Origin of the sequence: Cerasicoccus frondis (assembly GCA_031296915.1) — a bacterium.
Classification (GTDB): domain Bacteria; phylum Verrucomicrobiota; class Verrucomicrobiia; order Opitutales; family Cerasicoccaceae; genus Cerasicoccus; species Cerasicoccus frondis.
Genome location: JAVDPC010000007.1, coordinates 69,996 through 90,303, shown reverse-complemented (window position 1 = coordinate 90,303; position 20,308 = coordinate 69,996). Strand labels below are relative to the sequence as shown.

Annotated in this window: 15 protein-coding genes; 11 read left to right on the top strand and 4 right to left on the bottom strand. The window is 55.8% G+C overall.

The window, feature by feature from the left end:
• The first annotated feature begins 91 nt into the window (after positions 1-91).
• The 6 genes from mce to RBB63_RS07735 all read left to right on the top strand — a co-directional run bounded on the left by mce (position 92) and on the right by RBB63_RS07735 (position 6,052).
• Positions 92-496 carry a methylmalonyl-CoA epimerase gene (mce, locus tag RBB63_RS07760; protein ID WP_309382806.1) on the top strand — a complete coding sequence of 135 codons (405 nt, stop codon included), beginning with the start codon at positions 92-94 and terminating at the stop codon, positions 494-496.
• A 39-nt stretch (positions 497-535) separates the two neighbouring features.
• Positions 536-2,089 (top strand): acyl-CoA carboxylase subunit beta, encoded by a 1,554-nt coding sequence (locus tag RBB63_RS07755; RefSeq protein WP_309382804.1) that lies wholly within the window; start codon positions 536-538, stop codon positions 2,087-2,089.
• Between the two features lie 7 nt (positions 2,090-2,096).
• Positions 2,097-2,483: an OadG family protein gene (locus tag RBB63_RS07750; protein WP_309382802.1), complete on the top strand. Its 387-nt coding sequence runs from the start codon at positions 2,097-2,099 to the stop codon at positions 2,481-2,483.
• 34 nt (positions 2,484-2,517) lie between these two features.
• Positions 2,518-2,922, top strand: a complete 405-nt coding sequence (locus RBB63_RS07745) for a biotin/lipoyl-containing protein (RefSeq protein WP_309382800.1) — start codon at positions 2,518-2,520, stop codon at positions 2,920-2,922.
• A 22-nt stretch (positions 2,923-2,944) separates the two neighbouring features.
• Positions 2,945-4,465, top strand: a complete 1,521-nt coding sequence (locus tag RBB63_RS07740; RefSeq protein WP_309382798.1) for a sodium ion-translocating decarboxylase subunit beta — start codon at positions 2,945-2,947, stop codon at positions 4,463-4,465.
• An 84-nt stretch (positions 4,466-4,549) separates the two neighbouring features.
• Complete coding sequence (locus RBB63_RS07735; protein WP_309382796.1) at positions 4,550-6,052, top strand: butyryl-CoA:acetate CoA transferase; 1,503 nt, start codon at positions 4,550-4,552, stop codon at positions 6,050-6,052.
• A gap of 132 nt (positions 6,053-6,184) precedes the next feature.
• Here the strand turns inward: RBB63_RS07735 and RBB63_RS07730 are convergent, their stop codons facing one another.
• On the bottom strand, positions 6,185-7,057 hold the full coding sequence (locus RBB63_RS07730; protein WP_309382794.1) for a helix-turn-helix transcriptional regulator: 873 nt from the start codon (positions 7,055-7,057) through the stop codon (positions 6,185-6,187).
• Between the two features lie 70 nt (positions 7,058-7,127).
• On the opposite strand from RBB63_RS07730, the gene nagB reads away from it, so the two are divergent.
• Genes nagB through RBB63_RS07715 form a run of 3 tightly spaced genes read left to right on the top strand, consistent with a single transcriptional unit; the run spans position 7,128 to position 11,294 of the window.
• Complete coding sequence (gene nagB / locus RBB63_RS07725) at positions 7,128-9,044, top strand: glucosamine-6-phosphate deaminase (protein WP_309382792.1); 1,917 nt, start codon at positions 7,128-7,130, stop codon at positions 9,042-9,044.
• On the top strand, positions 9,037-10,431 hold the full coding sequence (locus tag RBB63_RS07720; RefSeq protein ID WP_309382790.1) for a hypothetical protein: 1,395 nt from the start codon (positions 9,037-9,039) through the stop codon (positions 10,429-10,431). The genes nagB and RBB63_RS07720 overlap by 8 nt, the downstream gene beginning before the upstream one ends.
• An 11-nt stretch (positions 10,432-10,442) precedes the next feature.
• On the top strand, positions 10,443-11,294 hold the full coding sequence (locus RBB63_RS07715; RefSeq protein ID WP_309382788.1) for a PIG-L deacetylase family protein: 852 nt from the start codon (positions 10,443-10,445) through the stop codon (positions 11,292-11,294).
• Positions 11,295-11,368: 74 nt separating this feature from the next.
• On the opposite strand, the gene RBB63_RS07710 is transcribed toward RBB63_RS07715, so the two are convergent.
• Together RBB63_RS07710 and RBB63_RS07705 are read right to left on the bottom strand one after the other, a co-directional pair.
• On the bottom strand, positions 11,369-13,864 hold the full coding sequence (locus tag RBB63_RS07710) for a beta-mannosidase (protein ID WP_309382786.1): 2,496 nt from the start codon (positions 13,862-13,864) through the stop codon (positions 11,369-11,371).
• Between the two features lie 228 nt (positions 13,865-14,092).
• Entirely contained in the window at positions 14,093-14,881 is a 789-nt protein-coding gene (locus RBB63_RS07705) for a helix-turn-helix domain-containing protein (protein WP_309382785.1), read from the bottom strand.
• Positions 14,882-15,044: 163 nt separating this feature from the next.
• Here RBB63_RS07705 and RBB63_RS07700 point away from each other — a divergent pair, with 163 nt between their 5' ends.
• Together RBB63_RS07700 and RBB63_RS07695 are read left to right on the top strand one after the other, a co-directional pair.
• Positions 15,045-18,296, top strand: a complete 3,252-nt coding sequence (locus RBB63_RS07700) for a glycoside hydrolase family 5 protein (RefSeq protein ID WP_309382783.1) — start codon at positions 15,045-15,047, stop codon at positions 18,294-18,296.
• Positions 18,297-18,377: 81 nt separating this feature from the next.
• Positions 18,378-19,349, top strand: a complete 972-nt coding sequence (locus RBB63_RS07695) for a D-2-hydroxyacid dehydrogenase (protein WP_309382781.1) — start codon at positions 18,378-18,380, stop codon at positions 19,347-19,349.
• Between the two features lie 109 nt (positions 19,350-19,458).
• Here RBB63_RS07695 and menB read toward each other — a convergent pair whose 3' ends face one another.
• Positions 19,459-20,301 (bottom strand): 1,4-dihydroxy-2-naphthoyl-CoA synthase, encoded by an 843-nt coding sequence (gene menB / locus RBB63_RS07690; protein ID WP_309382779.1) that lies wholly within the window; start codon positions 20,299-20,301, stop codon positions 19,459-19,461.
• Positions 20,302-20,308 lie beyond the last annotated feature (7 nt).

Below are 20,308 nucleotides of genomic sequence, written 5' to 3'. Positions count from 1 at the left end.
TAGGCCCATCCTGTCAATCAGTTTATTTTATATCAGATAACTTTATTCTAAGTTTTGCTTATCAAACAACACCACTCTATCTAATCGAACCATGATTCAGAAAATCGATCACCTGGGCATTGCGGTCAAAGACCTCGACGAAGTCGTGAAGTACTACGAGGACTCCCTCGGTCTGAAGTGCGAAGGCCGCGAGGAAGTGGCATCGCAAAAAGTGCGCACCGCATTTTTTCACGTGGGCGAAGTCCACATCGAGCTGCTGGAGCCGACTGCCGAAGACAGCCCAATCGCCAAGTTTCTGGAGAAAAGCGGCGAGGGCATTCACCACATCGCGTTCGGCACGGACGATATCGAAGGCCAACTCAAGGGCGCGGCCGACAGCGGCGTACGCCTGATCCATGAAAAGCCGTTCGACGGCGCCGCGGGCAAACTCGTCGCCTTCCTTCATCCGAAGTCCACCCACGGCGTACTGACCGAGTTCTGCATGCCCAAGAGCTAACCCAACCTTTCACCAGTTACCAAACACTCACTCAAGGCCATGGCCATCGACCCAAAATTACTTGAAGACCTGAAGAAGCGGCGCGAAACAGCCGCTCTTGCCGGCGGCGCGGACAAGCTCGCCAAGCGCAAGGAAAAAGGTCAAATGTCCGCCCGCGAACGGCTGGAATACTTCTTTGAAGACGGCACGTTTCAGGAGTTCGGCATGCACGCGCAGCATACCTGCCACCGCTTCGGCATGGCGGACAAGCCCATGCCCTACGACGGCGTGGTCTGCGGCACCGGCTACGTCAATGGCCGCCCGGTCGCGGCGTTCAGCCAGGACTTCACCGTCGGCGGCGGCGCGCTGGGCCGCATTCACGCGAAGAAAATTTGCGACCTCATGGAGTATGCGCACGAAGCCGGCATTCCAGTGGTTGGCGTCAATGACTCCGGCGGCGCGCGCATTCAGGAAGGCGTCGATTCGCTCTCAGGCTACGGCCAAGTGTTCTTTAAGAACGTATACCTCTCCGGCGTCGTACCGCAGATCGCGGTCATTGCGGGCCCCTGCGCTGGCGGCGCGGCCTACTCCCCCGCCCTGACCGACTTCATCATCATGACGCAGGACAACGCGAATATGTTCATTTGCGGACCCGATGTCATCAAGGCGGCCACCGGGGAAAAAGCCGAGCTCGCGCAGTTCGCCTCAGCCGCGGCACATGCATCGGTCAGCGGCAACATCCACCTGATCGCCGAGGACGACAAGCACGCCATGGACCTTGCCACGGAGCTGCTCGGCTACTTACCCGCCAACAACATTATTGATCCGCCACACGACCTGGACGTCGACATCGACCTGACCAAAAATCTGGCGATGAATGACATCGTTCCGGCCAGCCCGAAAGAGCCGCTCGATGCCCACGCAGTAATCGACCTACTCGTCGACGACGGTGACTTCTTCGAAATTCAACCGGACTTTGCGAAGAACATCATCGTCGGCTTCGCCCGCATTTGCGGCGTCGTGGTGGGCATCATCGCCAACCAGCCCAAGGTCAAGGCAGGCACACTGGACATCGACAGCTCGGATAAGGGCGCGCGCTTCATTCGCACCTGCAACATTTACAACATCCCGATCGTCAACCTCGTCGACGTGCCCGGCTTCATGCCTGGCCTCGCCCAGGAGCGCGGCGGCATCATTCGCCATGGCGCGAAAATGCTCTTTGCCTACGCGGCCGCCACGGTGCCGAAGATCACGCTGATCATGCGCAAGGCCTACGGCGGCGCCTACCTCGCGATGTGCTCGGCCGACATGGGCGCCGACTTGGTCTTTGCCTGGCCAACTGCGGAAATCGCAGTCATGGGCGGTGAAGGCGCGGTCAAGGTGCTCTTCCGCAACCAAATTAAGGGAGCGGACGACCCCGTCGCCAAGACCAAGGAGCTCGTCGCCGAGTATCAAGGCGAGTTCGCATCACCATACCAAGCTGCGGCCAACGCCATGATCACTGACGTCATCGAGCCTTCAGAAACCCGCGCCACGATCGCCCTGGCCTTGCGCAAAACGCTGACCAAGCGCGATACGCGTCCGCCCAAGAAACACGGCAACATCCCACTGTAAGATCGCCATGCAAACGCCAGCAATCATCGCGTCCCTTCCAGCGCACCCGAGCCTGGGTCAAAACCTGCAGTTTATCCTCGTTGGCTTCTGCTTCGTGATTCTCGTGCTGCTGGTGCTGGCCGGGATTACGCAAATGATCGGCCTCGCCTTCAAGCAGCCAGCCAAGGCCAAGCCCGTAGTCGCCGCGAAAAGCGCATCGCCTGCGGTGGTGGAAGCGCCGGTGGACGAGACGGTCGAGGAGCTCGATCCCGCGATCACCGCAGTCATCGTCGCCGCAGCAGTGCACACCGTTTTAGGCAACCAGCCACACCGCATCCTGAGCATTCGACCAGAGCAGCAAAGCTGGGCCCAGGAAGGCCGCCGCCAGATATTCTCATCGCACTCAGTTCGCTAACTAAATTTCAAAAACAAACTTTCTCTCACTCATCATGAAACGCTTAAAAATCACCGTTGAAGGCAAAACCTACGAGGTCGAGGTCGAGATGCTCGATGACGACGGACAACCCATGGCTTCCGCTCCTACGCCAGCCAAACGCTCCGCCCCACGTCGCGCCGCTGCCGCCGCTCCGGCTCCAGCCGCAGCGCCCGCGCCCAAGCCCGCCGCAACGGGCGCCACTGGCGCTGGCGATGTGCCCAGCCCGCTCTCGGCCGTGGTGGTCTCGATCGACGTGCAAATCGGCCAGCAAGTCAACGCAGGCGACCAGCTCATCACACTCGAAGCGATGAAGATGAACACGATGGTTAACGCGCCGGCAGCCGGCACGGTGAAAGCCATTCACGTGAAACCAGGCGACGCTGTGGAGGAAGGTCAGGGCCTGATCTCCGTCGAGTGATCACCGCCAAAGGAGCACCTCCATGGAACTCAGCGAACTATTTAAACTAACCGGATTTGCCGCACTCAACTGGCAAATGATCATCATGTGGGTGGTGGTCGCCGTCCTCCTTTACCTCGCGGTCTTTAAGGAGTTTGAGCCGTTGCTACTGGTCCCCATTGCCTTCGGCGCGTTGCTCGCCAACCTGCCAACCAAAAACATGATCGACACGCCGCCCGGGGAAATTTTCAGCCCGGTCAGCGGCGTCGTGGTGGCCGCCTACGCGGAGCCCGGGCAAGTCGTTAAAATGCCCGACACCCCACGCCAGCGCGACACCCACCTGACCAAGCTCGGCGAGACTGGCATCAAGCGGATCTTCGCCGAGGAAAACCTCCTCTACGGCGAAGGCCGTCAGACGCTGCTCTACGTCGTGCGCGCCGACACTGCACACGGCGAAAACGAGCCTATCGAAACCACAGTGCCGTGGCTAGGCTCTGACGAAAAGGTGATGGTGCGTTCCGACGATTACCTGGTCTGGGCGCAGGCTTCGGGCAAGGTATCACAAGCCTTTGTCAAAGCGGGCGACACTGTCGTCGCGGGCCAGCCATTGGCTCGGGTGCACAGTGATCACAATGGCGGTCTGTTCCACTACATATCGCTAGGCATCATCCTGGAAATCTTCCCGCCGCTGATCTTCCTCGGCGTGGGTGCACTCACTGACTTCGGCCCGCTGATCGCCAACCCACGCACCCTGCTCCTAGGCGCCGCCGCGCAGTTTGGGGTGTTCGCCACTTACCTCGGCGCGATTGGCTCAGGATTCTTCACCAGCGCAGAAGCGTCCTCAATTGGGATCATTGGCGGCGCGGATGGCCCAACGTCCATCTTCCTCGCTAACGCTCTTGCGCCGGATTTGATGGCCCCCATCGCCGTCGCCGCCTATAGCTACATGGCGCTGGTGCCGGTGATTCAGCCGCCTATCATGCGCGCCTTAACCACCGAGAAGGAACGCAAGATTCGCATGCAAAGCCTGCGCAAGGTTGGCCGTCTCGAAAAGCTGATCTTCGCCCTGGTCGTGACGATCTTCTGCATCCTGGTCGCCCCTGACGCCTCACCACTGATCGGCATGCTCCTGCTCGGCAACTTCCTGCGCGAATGTGGCGTAACGCAACGCCTGTCCAAGGCCGCACAAAATGAGTTGATCAACGTCGTGACAATCTTCCTCGGCACGAGCGTGGGCATCACCATGACCGGCGACCGGTTCCTGAAAGCGGAAACGCTGATGATCCTCGCGCTCGGCGTAGTGGCCTTCAGCATCGCAACAGCGAGCGGCATCTTGATGGCGAAGGTGATGAACCTCTTCAGCAAAAACAAGATCAACCCGCTCATTGGCTCGGCCGGCGTATCCGCCGTTCCCATGGCGGCGCGTGTCAGCCAAGTCGAAGGACAAAAGGCCGACTCCAGCAACTTCCTGCTCATGCACGCGATGGGCCCGAACGTCGCTGGCGTCATTGGCACTGCGCTCGCCGCAGGCTACTTCATGGCGGTCTTCGCCAGCGCTCATTAAACTTTGCCACGCAAAGCAATTTACCTATACTCAACAAACTCTGCATCACAAAGCTTATATAGAAACCCGAATATCATGATGACCATGACGGCAATTCCCGAACTCACTGCAGCCGAAGCCGCAGCTCTGATTAACGATGGCGACACCATTGGCTTCAGCGGATTCACACCCGCTGGCGCAGCCAAGGCCATCCCACGCGCCCTGGCGGAACGCGCCAAGGCAGAGCATGAAGCCGGACGCCCCTTCAAGATCGGTGTGGTGACTGGAGCCTCAACTGGCGACTCGCTCGATGGCGAGTTAGCCCGTGCTGACGCCGTCGCCTGGCGCACGCCCTACCAGTCGGACAAGTATCTCCGCAAGTCGATCAACGCCGGTAAAACGCGCTTCTTCGACATGCACTTGTCGATGCTGCCGCAAAACGTGCGCTACGGCTTCCTGGGCAAATTCAAGTTCGCCGTGGTCGAAGCCTGCGACGTATCGGAAGATGGCGAGATCGTGCTGAGCACCTCCGTTGGCGCTTCCCCAACCTTTTGCAAAGTCGCAGATAAAATCATCATCGAGCTCAACGAGCAGCACCCCAAATCCCTGCGCGGCCTGCACGACATTTACGAGCCGATGGACCCGCCCTGCCGCGAGGCAATCCCAGTCAACCAGTGCAAAGATCGCATTGGTTCTGAAGTGCTGAAAGTTGATCCGTCCAAAATCGTTGGCATCGTGCGCACCAATCTGCCCGACGAAACCGGCGGTTTCAAAGAGCCCGATGGCATAACGCTCAAGATTGGCGATAACGTCGCTCGCTTCTTGGCCAACGAACTCAAGAGCGGCCGTATCCCTTACAAGTTCCTGCCCATCCAATCCGGCGTCGGCAACATTGCCAACGCGGTGCTCGGCGCGATGGGACGGCACCCCGACATCCCTGCCTTCGAGATGTATTCCGAAGTTATTCAAGACTCCGTGATCGACCTGATGAAGGACGGCGCCGTGAAGTTCGGCAGCGCAACCTCCCTGACGCTCAGCCCACCGGTTCTCAAGGAAGTTTACGAAAACCTCGACTTCTACAAGACCCGCATCTTGCTCCGCCCGCAGGAAATTTCCAACCACCCGGAAATTGTCCGCCGCCTGGGCATCATCTCGATCAACACCGCGATCGAATTGGATATCTTCGGCAACGTGAACAGCACGCACGTCATGGGCAAGGACCTGATGAACGGCATTGGCGGTTCGGGCGACTTTACCCGCAACGCATTTATTTCGATCTTCACTTGCCCATCGGTCGCCAAGGGTGGCGCCATCAGCACAATCGTACCGCTCGTTAGCCACCTCGACCACAGTGAGCACAGCGTGCAGGTAGTCATCACCGACCAGGGCATCGCCGACCTGCGCGGTAAAGATCCCCATGAGCGCGCGATTGCGATCATCGACAACTGCTCGCACCCGGACTACCGCGAGCAGTTGCATCACTATTTAGATTCCGTCAAAGACGGTCACACCCCACAGAGCCTGGGTGATGCCTATAGCATGCACCAGGCATTCCTCCAAAGCGGCGATATGCACAACGTCTCATGGTCCTGCGATTCGCAGAAATGATGCGTTTTTTATCGAAAATATGGAACACCTATCCGCGGAGGATTTCTATATAAGCCAATAGAGTAGTAGTAGCAGTAGTAGAGTGAACCGGCTCAGCCTTATTGTTGGCTGGGCCGGTAGTTTTTTATCCCCTCACACGGCTTGAATATCCTTTCGACGCCGAAGCTCCAGTGGGCTGCAACCCATTTCACGCTGGATGAAACGCGTGAAAGCCGCCGAGGAATTAAAGCCAACACGCTCAGCAATTTCCCCAAGACTTAAACGCGAATCCCGCATGAAAGCCATGGCTTGGTGCAGTTGATAATTGGCCCGGTAATGACGAATGGTAACCCCGGTTTCCTGCTCGAAGCGATTGCGAAATTGACGCTCGGAAAGGCCAATCTTGCGCGCCACGACATCCAGCGTCCACCCCTGCTCGATCGCCTGTAAAACCAAAGTCTGTGCTCGAACGATCCAAGAATTTGCAACCGGCGTTCCGGGCTTCGCCGGGAGCGCCCGCTCTTGCTTCGTAAAGCGGAGCAGCAAACGATCCAGCACTGGCAACAGTTCTTCCTGCCTTGTGCTGCCGGTCTGCTGGGAAAGCTCAGCGATAGCGCACCATAAGCACAAACTGTCTTGATCCTGATGCATGACGCGCGGCTCGACATCATCGATGCGCGCTCCTGCATCCGATAAATCAAAGGTAATGAAAAGCCAACGCAGCTTGTCTGCCTCTATATTAATGTAGTGATGAAATTGAAACGGACGCACCAAAAAGGCGTCGTTTGCCCGCAAGGGAATTTCGGCGCCATCCACAATCACGCTGCCTGGAGTATCGAGCACCAGCATGAAAACGAAACGATGATGTGAGCGATTTGAGAAATGCTTTTGCTGCAGCGACGAACGATCCGTCCGCATGAAAACAACCACATTATGGCTAACCGGCCTCAACGACTGACCAATCCCGGAATAGTAGCTATTCGGAGTCTTCAAAGCCGCAGGAAAGTCAACACTGGCCGTATGCATTGCCGAAATAATCAAAATAATTTCCGAAAATGGCAATAAAAGACATTCAAGGAAATGCTAAACTCTTATCATGAGCAAGGGAGTCTTTTCTGAATTAACCCAACGTGAGCGAATCAACACCCACATCTACCCAACCGCAGATGAGGCCTGCGCCTATGTTGCCGATGCGATAACCGAGCTGATCAACGAGCGCAATGCCGCGGGTAAGCCCACGATTCTTGGCCTCGCCACAGGCTCGACGCCGGTGCGCCTTTACCGCGAATTGATCCGCCGGTACCTTGAAGAGGGCCTTTCGTTCGAGCAAGTTATCACTTATAACCTCGACGAATATTACGGGCTTTCCGGCGAGCATCCCGAGAGCTATCGCCGGTTCATGCAAGACCAACTCTTCGACCACATCAACATCCTACCGGAGAACACTCACGTGCCCGACGGGCTGGCCCCCCGCGCTGATGTCTTCGACTCATGCCAGCGCTACGAACAGTCGATCAAAGACGTTGGCGGCATCGACATTCAAATCCTCGGGATTGGGCGCACTGGACACATCGGTTTTAACGAGCCAGGCTCCGGTCCTGAATCACGCACCCGCCTCGTCACCCTGGATACGTTGACGCGACGCGATGCGGCGCGCGATTTTCTAGGCGAAGAGAACGTGCCCCGTCACGCCTTCACCATGGGGGTTGGCACCATCCTCGATGCCCGCAAGGTTTTCCTCTTGGCCTGGGGCGAGTCCAAGGCATCGGTCATCGCAGAATCCGTTGAAGGCAGCCAAACTGAGCGCATTCCCGCCAGCTTCCTTCAACTGCACGCCGATTGCACATTTTGCATCGACCAGGCTGCCGCCAGTCGCCTGACGCGCGAACGTCATCCATGGTTGGTTGGCCCGGTCAATTGGGACAGCGCCATGATCCGCAAGTCTGTGCTCTGGCTGGCGTCAAAAACCGACAAGCCGCTCCTGAAACTGACTGATGAAGACTACACTGAAAACGGCATGGCCGACCTGCTCACCGAAAAGGGTTCTGCCTACAACCTGAATATCGACATCTTCAACACCACGCAGCACACGATAACGGGTTGGCCGGGAGGCAAGCCCAATGCCGACGATACCAACCGACCCGAACGCGCATCCCCGTTTCCCAAACGCTCCCTCATCCTGAGTCCCGAGCCAACGGATGACGTGTTCTGCCTCGGCGGCGTGATTCACCGTCTCGCCAATCAGGGCCACAAAGTCACGGTTGCCTACCTGACGTCGGGCAACCTTGCCGTACCCGACCCGGATGCACGACGTGCAATTGAGCTCATCAATGAAATGGGCGAGTCCATTCAGGATGAAACCGAGGTTAAGCACGCACGCAAACTGGAGGAACAATTAAACGCGAAAGGAATGCTCGGCGAGGACACCCCTGAGCTCCGTCAGATCAAGGGACTCATCCGACGTGGCGAAGCGCGCTCCTCCGCCCGTTTACTTGAGCTAGCTCCCAATCGCTTACGCTTCCTCGACCTGCCATTTTACGAGCAGGGCCGCTACCGCCGATTCAAGACCAGCCAGGAGGACATTACCGCTCTCGTGAAACTCTTGGAGGAAATCCAGCCACACCAAATCTTCGCAACTGGTCAGGGACAAGATCCACTTTCGGCGCCTGCACTGTGCTTCGACCTGCTCCTCGCTGCCCTAAACGAATGCAAGCAGCAGGCATGGCTGAAGAACTGCCATTTTTGGCTCTATCGTGGCCCAGGCGCCGAATGGGAAATGCATGAAATCGACATGGCAGTGCCGCTCTCACCCGACGAGCTGGAATTTAAAATCAAGGGAATCTACCAACACCAGACACAACGCAGTCAGTCTCCCTCCGCGACACGGCAAAGCGAGAACTCCTGGAACCTTGCCAGTGAATTAAACCGAGCCACCGCGCAGCATTATGATGCGCTGGGTCTATCCGAATACGAAGCCATCGAATGCTTTAAACGCTACCAACCCAATGTTTGACACCTTATCCGCATCACCACTGGTAACGCCTGTGCTGGACCCCGGTTTTACGCCGGCAGCTACTTGGACTCGCCACTACCGCTCACTGGCAGCCGATTCTCCTGGCAAGCGCATGGTCACCTTCACCATTGCACGGCCGACTGACGAAGCTTGGACATATCAGTCTGAAATGCTTCCTGACATGCCGGAATATACCGCACTTAACTGGCGCTATGCAGAGCGCTTGGTCAAATTCCTTCTCTGGGCGTGGGGCGGCAATAGAATCTACATCGAAGGAGCGAGGGAAATTGTTGCACTACTGCGGCAAACTTATCGGCCCGATGCGACTCGTTCATTTGATTATGACTTCATGGGCGACACTTGCTTTGGCCAGCCGCTCATCATTGAAGCAGGACTTCTTGAAACGACACAAGCCCGCGATGCGACCAACAACAACAGTCGCAAGCTCGACGGCTGCCGCATCGGCTTCGATCTGGGAGGCAGTGATCGCAAATGCGCGGCCCTGATTGACGGTGAAGTCGTCTACTCCGAAGAAATAAAATGGGACCCTTATTTTCAGCAAGACCCGGAATATCACTTGGCCGGAATTCGCGACAGCCTACTGCTTGCCGCAAAGCATCTCCCCCGGGTTGACGCTATTGGCGGCAGCGCTGCCGGCATCTACATCGCCAACGAACCCCGCGTAGCTTCGCTGTTTCGTGGGGTGAGTCCAGAGGATTTTGATCGCGTCATCCGTGGCATTTTTCATCAGTTGGAGCGCGAGTGGCAGGCCCCTCTCGTCGTCGCCAACGATGGAGACGTGACCGCACTGGCTGGCTCCATGTCACTGGGAGACTCCGCGGTGTTGGGCCTGTCGATGGGCACCAGTCAAGCCGCAGGCTATGTCGACCACGAAGGCGAGGTCACCGGTTGGCTGAACGAACTCGCCTTTGCCCCCATTGACTATCGTTTGGATGCGCCAATCGATGAATGGAGTGGCGATGCGGGCTGCGGCGTACAGTATTTTTCTCAACAAGCGGTGGCGCGCCTCATTCCGTATTCTAAGCTGAAGGTAGACTCCGAGCTTAGACTGCCAGAAAAGCTCGAAGCCGTTCAGGCAGCGATGAAAGATGGCGACGAACGCGCAGCCGCAATTTACGATACAATTGGCGTTTACTTGGGCTATGCTCTGGCCCACTACTCAGACTTTTACAACTTTCGTCATTTGCTTCTGCTCGGCCGGGTCAGCTCCGGTGAAGGTGGACAGCACATCCTCAAACATGCACGCATTGTCCTCGAAAAAGAATTTCCTGAACTAGCCGCCAAGATCAAGCTGAGTACGCCGGATGAAAAGATGAAACGTCATGGCCAAGCGATTGCTGCAGCGAGCCTGCCAACACTCAATTAATAATTTAACCTATGGATTTTTCACAAAAACCAGCAGAGCTCTACATACCCGATTCAAGTGAAGAAAGCAGCGCACTTTCGCGGACGTCTCACCTGGGCATTGGCGCTCATCAGGATGACTTGGAATTCATGGCGTTACATGGGATTCTGGAATGCTTCCAACGAAAAGATCGCTGGTTTGGCGGCGTCACTTGCACCGATGGAGCAGGCAGTGCGCGCACTGGCGCCTATCAGGATTTTTCCGATGAAGAAATGAAATGCGTGAGGGCGCAGGAGCAACGAACCGCCGCCAGCATCGGACAATACAGCTTTGTGGCACAGCTCGGGCACCCCAGCAGCAACTGCAAGCAGAGCGAGCTGCGCAAGACGCTGGTCGAAGACCTGAAGCATCTGCTTATCGCCACTAAGCCCGACTGCGTCTACACTCACAATCCAGCAGATAAACACAGCACGCATATTGGCGTTTTTCTGGCGACTTTAGCGGCGATTCGTTCGCTACCCCAGGATCAGCGACCTAAACAATTCCTTGGCTGCGAAGTATGGCGCTCACTGGACTGGCTTGATGACGGATCCAAGGTCATACTTCCATTGAGCCAGCATCCGAATTTAGCCGCGTCGCTAAACGGCGTGTTTGACTCACAGATATCTGGTGGCAAACGCTATGATCTTGCCGTGGAAGGGCGACGCCTGGCCAATGCAACGTTTTTTGATTCACACTCCATCGATGCGCATGATCGCGTGGCTTACGCCCTGGATTTGAATCCGTTAATCGAAGACGACGCACTTGACCCTGTCGTTTATGTAAACCGATTCATCGAGCAGTTTCAACAGAGCGTACAGAATCAGTTCATAGCCTTGAAGTAAAATACACCATTATAAGCCTTTATAAACCAGTTAGTAATTATTTTTATCTTTCCACTGCGAACCTCGTTCTCTGACTAATAACTATCGACTAAGGATCGATAGGTGAGCGCCTCGCGGATCTCTTTCATCGTCACACTGGAATTGAACTCGACCATGATTTCGCGCGCCTCAGCGGGATATAGGTCAAAGCCATTGTCCGTTGCATGATAAGCTAAGTCACCAAAATCGAAGGTGAAAGCATGTTGATAGGCATCGGACTCAGCGGTCAGGATTACGGATTGAGCGCCAGCCTTTTTAAGCGAGATTTTCGTGTGCGCTTTCGGCAGTTCAATAAAACGTGGAGGGGCGAGCAGCACCGTTTGTTGACTCGCCGTTTCTCCGTCTATGTCGAGCGCAATGCGCAAGTAGATATTATCGCGACCATATTCCGCCATCAATTTGCCTAGTTTCAGCTTCTTTTGCAGACGGCTCTCTCCATAGCGCAACGCGACTTTCTTTTCGCCGTTTAACAGCACACGACCATCGAGATGGAACAGATCCCAACGTAGCAAACCTTTCGCCTTTTCCGGAGCATCGTAAACCGTATAGAGGCAAACTTCGTCGACAGTCGTTTCCCGGTAGTTGCCAATGCCCACTTTTTCGTCACCCGGCACATGAGCACTGACTAACGCTGGTGCAAAGAAACGGCGAGCCGCGAAATTAAGCGCTTTCCAGCGGCCGGTGTATTCAATCGAAGACCAGGACGCGACTGGCCAGCAATCATTGAGCTGCCAGTAGATGGCGCCCATGCAGCGCGGTGATATGCGCCGGTAGTGCTCCACGCCAACTTGCATGCAGTAGGCTTGGTTAAGCTGGGAAAGCCAGATCAGGTCATCTTGAGATTTGGGAAAACGATAGCGCCGCGAAACATAATCGAGAATAACTTGGTTACCCGCCGTATTCTTCTGGTGATTCTCCATGATCGGGCCAAACACATTGGCCCCCTCCGGTGCAAAAGTGCGATTCGTCGCTGGCGATGAATAACTCTGCATGCCGAATTCCGAACAGAACCGGAAATGCCACTTCTCATAATCCTTCACTGGATGACGCGCATGCCACACATCCCAATAATGCGTGTCGCCAGACTTTTCTCCAAGCTCATGACCAGACTCAAAGACGCCACGCCATTCCGAGCTCGGCCAATAGTCCGTTCCCGCACTAAGCTCCTCCACAATCGGCGGCAACAGCTCATGAAACAATTTCTCGTAGCCAACTTTCAGCTTCGGATTATCAGGGAAAAATTTCTGATTGAGCTGGGGCAACTCGTTGTTACCGCACCACAGGGCCAGGCAAGCGCGATCACGCAACCTCACCACTTGCTGCCGCGCCTCGACATCTACGCTCTTCAGGAATTTTGCATCAGAGGGGACCAGCACACAGGAAAACATGAAGTCCTGCCACACCATCAAACCAAGCTCATCGCACAGGTCGTAAAAGTCTTCACTTTCGTAGATGCCGCCGCCCCATACGCGCACGCAGTTCATGTTCGCCAGCACCGCGCTGCGTAAGTCACGCTCATAGTCGGCGCGAGTCAGACCAGCGACAAAGCAGTCAGCTGGAATCCAGTTCGCACCCTTCATGAACACCGGACGTCCATTGACTACAAACTGAAATGCTTCACCCCACTCATCCGCACTGCGGTCGAGTCGAATCGTACGTAGACCAATGCGCTTGGACGACTCACCGACTACGGCGCCGTCTTGGTTAAAGGCCGTTACGGTGACCTGATAAAGCGGCTGCTCCCCCTGCCCGACTGGCCACCATAAATGCGGGGAATCTATTTCCAGCATCGCTGCCTCGTCTGCCTCGGCTTCAGCTACGGCAACGACTTCACCTTCCAGGCAAACACTGACGCGGTAGCCAACTCCCTTGGCGCGGCCCACGAAACTCGGCGTTACCGTCAGCCCAACGACCCCATTGTCGCGATGATTCTGATCCACCTTGAAATGGTCCAAACGAATAGCGCTCCACGCCTCCAAGCGAATACTGCGCCAGATGCCAGCCGTCACTAAACGCGGCCCCCAATCCCATCCAAATTGGCAAGGTTGCTTGCGGATGCGAACTGAGTTGCCGACTGGATCCAAGTGATCCAAAGGCGGCGTAAAGCTTGTCCGGTTCGTCCGGATGTAATCGACGGCGCTGGCAAAATGGATGCGCAGAGTGTTCTCACCCGAGACCAAGTGCTTTTTAACATTCCACCGATGTGCGATGTACATGTTGTCGGTCGATGCAATTTTCACATCGTTCACATAGACCGTTGCGACCGTATCCAGCCCATCCGCGCAAAGTTCGATCCGTGATTCGGAGAGTAAGGCTTCATCAGCGTGGAACACACACCGGTACTCCCAGTCACGCTCCTCAATCCACTGTAAATCCAATTCGTTTAACCCATAATAGGGGTCGTCAATTTGGCCGTTAGCCCGTAAATCTGTATGCACGCAGCCGGGCACAACAGCCGATAACCAGTTACTTTCGGAACAGTCACGAAACGACCATCCTGACTCATCGAGTTCAATAATTTTCTTCAACATTTGGAATTTGTGGAAAGGTTTAGACCTGTCATTGAGCACCCCATGACAGCTTCTTTGCTTTTCAAGGAAACCGTGCTTTCAGGGGTAGTCGCCTGCGGGGAAATTTATATCGGGTTACAGATACGTTCCCAAAATATCCAAAATGCAGACAACGATTTACTCAACTGCCCGCGCCCGATATTCACTTTACAGTAAAGCCTATATTTAACATTGGAAACCAGCACATCTTCAACGCCGCCACTCACGCCCACCACGCCATTGATCCGGACAGCAGCCGAACTTGTGCTTAAAAGCCCGGGAAAACGCGCTCGCGCTTTGGTAACCGCAAGCCTCGCTAACAGCATCAAGTTTGACTGAGTGATCCGACATCAGGTGCATCGCGCGCTGCAACCTCATTTGATCGAATACCTTCTTGGGCGGCGCTTGCATCACTTCGTGGAATAATCTCCGCAAATGCGCCGTAGAAAGCCCGGCTGCTCGTGCGACTTCGTGCTGACTTGGATTCTGCTGCATGTGTTGGTTGTACCAAGAAAGCGCCCTATCCACACGCTCCTGCTTGAGCCGATCATGTGGCGAAGCATCATCGGAATCCTCGGAGCAGACCAACAAGCTCAGCTCGAGCAGTAGATGCTCATGCCGTAACGTCATGTCCGCTCTGGGCGATTTCCAACTAATATCGACCGCTTCCGCCAGCACCCGAATCCTCTGACACTGAGACGCGCTCAAGGCGTATTCCAGGCAATCGGTCTTGGCGAAACGTTGCTTCACCAACTCCGGGATCGACAGGAAATGAAACACCGCCACCTCGGCTACTTCTCCAGGCTTCCCTGTCCAACCATGCTCGTGCTCCGGCGCAGTGATCCAGAGTCGCCTCGTGCGCATGACCGCGTCTTGATCGGGCGACATCATCGCAATCTCCCCTTTCAGGACTGCCTGAAATTCCCAGTAGGGGCGCCGATGAATCAGGGATGGCTTTTCGCCATACCAACGGTCACCAATGCCGAGGTAGCAGAGCATGCAGCAGGAGACCACCGGTGAGCGAAAATGTCAAATTGCAGTTTTCCAAGTCGTCTCTTTAAGGTCGCAAACTCGGCTGTATATTGTTTCACTTAGGTCGTCTTGTTAGCAGGTCCACTTCGGAACACCATGTGCGCTAAACTGGTCCTTACCCCCAATATTCATGAAATACCTACTTTCCCTAATCTTAGCGCTTGTTCTGCTGCCCAACCTGTTCGCCCAAGAAACGCCATCCATTTCCAAACAGGGCGTCTTCAGCGTGGGCGACACACAATGGGGCTTGCTCTACATGAACCCCAAATGGCAACCCAGCTCACAAAGCAATCACTTTAAAGTTGCCGAGTCCAGTGGCTCTCATTTCGAAGGCGCATTTAACGACAAGGCAGGCGCTAAACTATTTAATTTCGCTATCGATTATGCGAAGCAGGACAATGGTTATACGATTCGCGGCCAAGTAAGCTCCCCCACAAACATCAACGCCAACCTGCTGGCCTATCAGGGTAACTTACCAGTCAATCAATTCTCCGGCGCCGATGTATTTATCAACGATGCTGCGCTGACGCTGCCGATGGACTATACCGGCGAGTCCAATCTCGCCATAAAACAAGCCCGTAAGCTCGTGGTCCCGACAACTGCAGGGTCACTTATCTTTACGGGCAACTTCTCCATCCAGGTAGTCGACTCACGTAAGTTTGGCGGAAAAGATTTCTTCGTCCGCTTACTCTTTTCACCGAGCAATGGCGCCTTTAAACAGAGCGTTTTCTCTGCCAGAGTTGATTTCAAACCACACCAGTTCCAACAGCTTTCACTGAGCTCCGCAGTCAACCGAACTTTGCATGACAAAGTATCTGGCGATGGTCAGGGCGGCTGGACAGATCAAGGTCCAAAGCAGGACATGGCCGCCTTTGCCGCCAATCCCGAAATTGATGGCGTCGTTCCGTTCAACCTCATCACAAACGGCAATTCCGTCATCGTGCTGTCCAAAGAAAAATCGCGCGGGCCGGAAGTCAGCGCGACCATCAGCGCAAATACAGGCTCAGCCAAGCCCGGGTATCTGTATCTGCTACACGCCTCGGCCTACACATGGGGCCATGTCGGCAACATCGTCATCCACTACGCGGATGGCTCTGAGCAAACGTTGCCTGTTAAAAGTGGTGAATCCGTTGGCAACTGGTGGAACCCCAGTAAATCCGAAAATGCGGCGATCGTCTGGAGCAAGGCAATCGCTGGAGGCAATTCCGGCTTGTTTGAGTCACGCTTTGAATTGGAGCGCAAACCCATTCGCGACATTTCATTCAACGCCATGAACGACTCCACCTGGATGATTCTCGGCGCAACGTTGAGCGACGCGAAAATCCCCCTTCCGGTTCCCGATTACTTCGAGATAACCGCTGGCCGCGAGTGGGCGCCACTCGATACGCCGATGACAGTCATCCCAGGCAGCGCACTGGACTTCTCCAATTGGACCACTGCGCCAGCCGGTCAGCATGGCCCGGTAATCACCACGCCCGACGGACACTTTGCATTCCAAAGTGAACCCAACAAGCCGGTGCGATTCTTTGGCAGCAACATTAACTTCAGCGCCAACTTTATGCCCAAGGAGGAATCCGAAGCGTTGGCCTTGCGCCTGCGGCAGATGGGCTACAACTCGGTGCGCATTCACCACTACGATGTATTGCTCGCCGGAGGTTGGAACCCGAGCCGTTATGTGATCAATGAAGACCAACTCGACCTACTGGACTATCTGTTCTACACGATGAAGGAACAGGGCCTCTATGTTTCAACGGATCTCTTTACGATTCGGCGCCTGCGCGATGAACGACTCAAGGAATTCAACGGCAATAACGCCGCCACCTACAAGGCGCTCATTCCCATATCGGACGCCGCGATGGATGACTGGAAACGCTTCGCCCGGGATTTTCTCACCCACAAAAACCCCTACACAGGTATGACCTGGGCGGAGGACCCGGCGTTGTTTTCCATCTGCCCGGTAAACGAAGATACCATCTGGGCCGCCATACGCGCGGATAAGCAGGTGCGCGAACTCTACCAGGCCGATTTCAAACAGTGGCTAAAAACGAATACACGTCCCGTCGGCGCCCCGGCTCAACTCGACATGGCGTTCAACGAATACCTTGCCGAAAAGCAAATGGCGGCCGACGCTGAGATGAAGCGATTCCTCAAAGAAGATCTTGGCGTGAAGGCGCTCATCACCGGCAACAACTGGAAAGACTACCTCGCCCAAACACCGATCCGCTCCCAATACGACTACGTCGATAATCATGGCTATTGGGATCACCCCAACTTTCCCAACGGCCCTTGGAATTTTCCCTACAGCGTCTCCCAGCGCAGCGTCGTGCAAAACCTTGCGGACTTGCCACGTCGCCTGTTTTTAACGCGCATTGAAGACATTCCCTTCACCGTAACCGAATTCAACTATTGCTATCCAAACCAATTTCGCGGTGAAGGCGGCCCTGTCTTTGGCGCCTATGCCGCACTACAGGACTTCGATGGCGTTTACCGCTTTTCCTGGGTGCATGATCGCAAATTCGTCATTGGTCCCCAACCCGCCATGGGGATGGACATCGCCCAAGACCCAATCGGTCAGTTGACGGAGCACATCATCGGCATGTTTTGGTTCCGTGGCGACATGCCCACGCTCGAAGAAGAGGCCGTGTTCGTCGTCAACAAAGACATGGCTTATGGCGCAGAGGCAGGCCAAGCCCGCAAGACAACGGCCGAGGACTCCGTTTACAAAGTGGATCAGATCGACAGCTCTTCACTCGGTAAAACACCGCCCAGCATCAACGACAACCACTCGCTGCTCGGTCTCACTAAACGCATTTCAGCCCGCTATGACGCCTCGGCTGACACCCACAACGCCAACGTGGAATTCGAGCAACAACAGCCACAAAAACGTTACGTTGCCAAGCAGGATGACGCCCAGGTGATCCTTGAGGACGCCGGCAATTTCCTGGCGGAAACTTTGCAAAGCAAAGCAATCGTGATCAATTCCCAATCGCTCGATAAAAGCTTTGTGCGCGATGTGACCGGCGGCCCAACCACGGTGTTCGTTGGCGCCATTGACGATAAGCCATTGCCGCAGTCCGAACACCTGTTGGTCTTGCACCTGACGAATGTCCTGTCCGAAGGTGTTCGCTTTGGCCAACCAGGGATGTATAGCATCCTAGACGCCGGGACTGGTCAAAAGCTCGTCAAACGCGGCTCGGCCAAAATTAGCATCCCCACGCAAATGTCGGACGTAACTGTCTACGCGATCGGCCTCGACGGCAAACGTCTCGCCGAAACACCGCATACAGTCGGAGCTGACGGCAGCATCGAATTTGTCGCCGAAACGGTCTCTCAAGATCGTCCACCCGCTTTGGCTTATGAAGTGATCCCTTCGAACAAATAAACAGCTGGCCCGATTACCGGGCCTCCTCAAAAGCGCGCATGCGAGTTTGACGCCCTAATTAGAATCCATAGGGTTCGCGCCATGAGTTTGCGCATTTATGTGGACTTCCAGATGCCCCCCGAAGCTCGCTATTGGTTGGAAAGCAACATTGGCGAGCATGAGCTGATTTTTTCCGAACAGCCGGTGACCTCCGTGCTCGACATCGTTAAGCCTGACCCACAACTCCAAACAGCGGACATCGCCTTTGGTCAGCCCAGCGTTCAGTCCATCGAACAGGCATCCCACCTGCGCTGGCTCAGCATCAGTTCATCCGGCATGACCCGTTACGACACTGACGCGTTCCGCGCCCTCATGCAAGAGCGACAGACCACCGTCACCCACAGCGCCACCGTATACAACCGCGCCTGTGCGCTCCACACGCTCAGCTTCATGCTTGCGGAAGCGCGCAAACTCCCCGAGGCGCTCTATACCCGGGTGGCGCACTCGCATCCCAGCTGGCCCGACATCCGCTCGCGCTCAAGCCTCCTGGAAGGTGAAAGCGTGCTGATCGTGGGCTACGGCGCCATTGGCCAACGGCTGGCCGAACTGCTGAAGCCGCTGGGCATGCAGGTGAAGGGCTACCGGCGGACACCACGCGGCGATGAAAATATCCCCATGATCACTGAGCAGGAATATCCTTTCGCCCTTGCTGCGGCGGATCACGTGGTCAACATCCTGCCCGAAAGCGACGCGACGCGGAACTTCTTCAATGCCCGCAGCTTCGCCACGATGAAATACGGCGCCGTATTTTACAACATTGGCCGCGGCGCGACTGTCGATCAGGACGCACTGGCGGAGTTTTTGTTGTTCAAAAAACTCAAGGCAGCGTGGCTGGATGTCACCTCCCCCGAGCCATTGCCCCGCGAACACATGCTGCACTCATTGTCTAATTGCCACATCACGCCGCACATTGCTGGCGGTCATCACGGCGAACACCTGACGCTGATCCGCCACTTCATCGACAACCTGCGCCGCTTCGAGCGCGGCGAAGTGCTGGTGGATCGGGTGATGTAGCACTCGGCATTCTTGAGCAGATGAAACTGCGGATCCGCGCCACCTTACCAACAGGGTGAAGCTACCCCGTATGGATAACGGGCGCGACCTTTAATTGTCTGCCATTAAACTACGGCAGCCAGGGATACTTTTTAAAGTCGGGCTTCTGCTTGTTAACGTAAGACTGGTGGCCTTCTTCGCCTTGCTCGGTCAGGTAGTATAGCAGCGTGGCGTTGCCGGCGAGCTCCTGAATGCCGGCCTGGCCGTCGAGCTCGGCGTTGAACGCACTCTTGAGGCAGCGAATGGCGAGCGGGCTGTGCTTCATCACGTCACGGCCCCAGGCGATGCCCTCAGCTTCGAGTTGCTCGTAGGGGACCACCCTGTTGACGAGGCCCATGTCGAGGGCTTCCTGCGCATTGTATTGACGGCAGAGATACCAAATTTCACGCGCCTTCTTTTGGCCCACGTGGCGAGCCAGATAGCTGGAGCCGAAGCCGCCATCGAAGCTGCCAACCTTCGGTCCAGTCTGACCGAAAATGGCGTTATCCGCAGCAATGGTCATGTCGCAAATGACGTGAAGCACGTGGCCACCGCCGATCGAGAATCCCGCCACCAGCGCGATCACCACCTTGGGCATCGAGCGGATGAGTTTTTGCAAGTCGAGCACGTTGAGGCGCGGCACACCGTCCTTGCCCTGGTAGCCACCGGCCTTATTGCCGCGGATGGTCTGGTCGCCACCGGAGCAGAAGGCGAATTTGCCGTCGGTCTGGGGATTTTGACCGCAGAGCAGCACGCAGCCGATCTCGGGGTCTTCGCGCGCATCGGTGAAGGCTTCGATCATTTCCATGACCGTATCGGGCGTGAACGCGTTGCGGCGATGCGGGCGGTTGATGGTTACCTTGGCAATGCCCTCGCCGGGCAGCTTGTGGTAAAGGATTTCTTCAAAGGGCTTTACTTGAATCCAGTCGCTCATGGCAAAA

What these genes read in the sequence shown, in the direction of transcription:
- mce (WP_309382806.1), top strand. Translation starts at nt 92, where the DNA reads ATGATTCAGAAAATCGATCACCTGGGCATTGCGGTCAAAGACCTCGAC.
- RBB63_RS07745 (WP_309382800.1), top strand. Translation starts at nt 2,518, where the DNA reads ATGAAACGCTTAAAAATCACCGTTGAAGGCAAAACCTACGAGGTCGAG.
- RBB63_RS07755 (WP_309382804.1), top strand. Translation starts at nt 536, where the DNA reads ATGGCCATCGACCCAAAATTACTTGAAGACCTGAAGAAGCGGCGCGAA.
- RBB63_RS07735 (WP_309382796.1), top strand. Translation starts at nt 4,550, where the DNA reads ATGACGGCAATTCCCGAACTCACTGCAGCCGAAGCCGCAGCTCTGATT.
- RBB63_RS07730 (WP_309382794.1), bottom strand. Translation starts at nt 7,057, where the DNA reads ATGCATACGGCCAGTGTTGACTTTCCTGCGGCTTTGAAGACTCCGAAT.
- RBB63_RS07710 (WP_309382786.1), bottom strand. Translation starts at nt 13,864, where the DNA reads ATGTTGAAGAAAATTATTGAACTCGATGAGTCAGGATGGTCGTTTCGT.
- RBB63_RS07695 (WP_309382781.1), top strand. Translation starts at nt 18,378, where the DNA reads ATGAGTTTGCGCATTTATGTGGACTTCCAGATGCCCCCCGAAGCTCGC.
- RBB63_RS07700 (WP_309382783.1), top strand. Translation starts at nt 15,045, where the DNA reads ATGAAATACCTACTTTCCCTAATCTTAGCGCTTGTTCTGCTGCCCAAC.
- menB (WP_309382779.1), bottom strand. Translation starts at nt 20,301, where the DNA reads ATGAGCGACTGGATTCAAGTAAAGCCCTTTGAAGAAATCCTTTACCAC.
- RBB63_RS07715 (WP_309382788.1), top strand. Translation starts at nt 10,443, where the DNA reads ATGGATTTTTCACAAAAACCAGCAGAGCTCTACATACCCGATTCAAGT.
- RBB63_RS07705 (WP_309382785.1), bottom strand. Translation starts at nt 14,881, where the DNA reads ATGCTCTGCTACCTCGGCATTGGTGACCGTTGGTATGGCGAAAAGCCA.
- nagB (WP_309382792.1), top strand. Translation starts at nt 7,128, where the DNA reads ATGAGCAAGGGAGTCTTTTCTGAATTAACCCAACGTGAGCGAATCAAC.
- RBB63_RS07720 (WP_309382790.1), top strand. Translation starts at nt 9,037, where the DNA reads ATGTTTGACACCTTATCCGCATCACCACTGGTAACGCCTGTGCTGGAC.
- RBB63_RS07740 (WP_309382798.1), top strand. Translation starts at nt 2,945, where the DNA reads ATGGAACTCAGCGAACTATTTAAACTAACCGGATTTGCCGCACTCAAC.
- RBB63_RS07750 (WP_309382802.1), top strand. Translation starts at nt 2,097, where the DNA reads ATGCAAACGCCAGCAATCATCGCGTCCCTTCCAGCGCACCCGAGCCTG.